The sequence below is a fragment of the Pseudoalteromonas sp. GW168-MNA-CIBAN-0100 genome (genome assembly GCF_040309225.1).
GTDB classification, from domain to species: domain Bacteria; phylum Pseudomonadota; class Gammaproteobacteria; order Enterobacterales; family Alteromonadaceae; genus Pseudoalteromonas; species Pseudoalteromonas arctica.
Genome location: NZ_JBEOOL010000571.1, coordinates 1 through 271, shown reverse-complemented (window position 1 = coordinate 271; position 271 = coordinate 1). Strand labels below are relative to the sequence as shown.

Here is a 271-nt window from a genome sequence, read left to right as displayed (position 1 = left end):
AACGGTGTATTTTCGTAACCAAAGTATGGACTTTTTTAAGCATTTTTTACCTGGTACGCCACTAGAGCACAACAGTCAAACCGGTGTGGGGCTGCAGTCGCTTTATCAACATCAGCTAGAGGATAATATTAAGCTTAACTTTGGCCTAGATGGCGAATACACCCGCGCCGACTTTTTACAAAGTCAAAACAAGTCAACTCAAGGCTCGGCATTTTTAGTTGCTACAGTACCCCAAGGTAAGCATTACGATTACGACGTAAATGCCACTTTA

The 271-nt window shown here is 42.4% G+C and carries 1 pseudogene; it reads left to right on the top strand.

Going from position 1 to position 271, the window contains the following annotated elements:
* Positions 1–271, top strand: a pseudogene (locus AAEY62_RS22475) (TonB-dependent receptor); the annotation flags it as partial.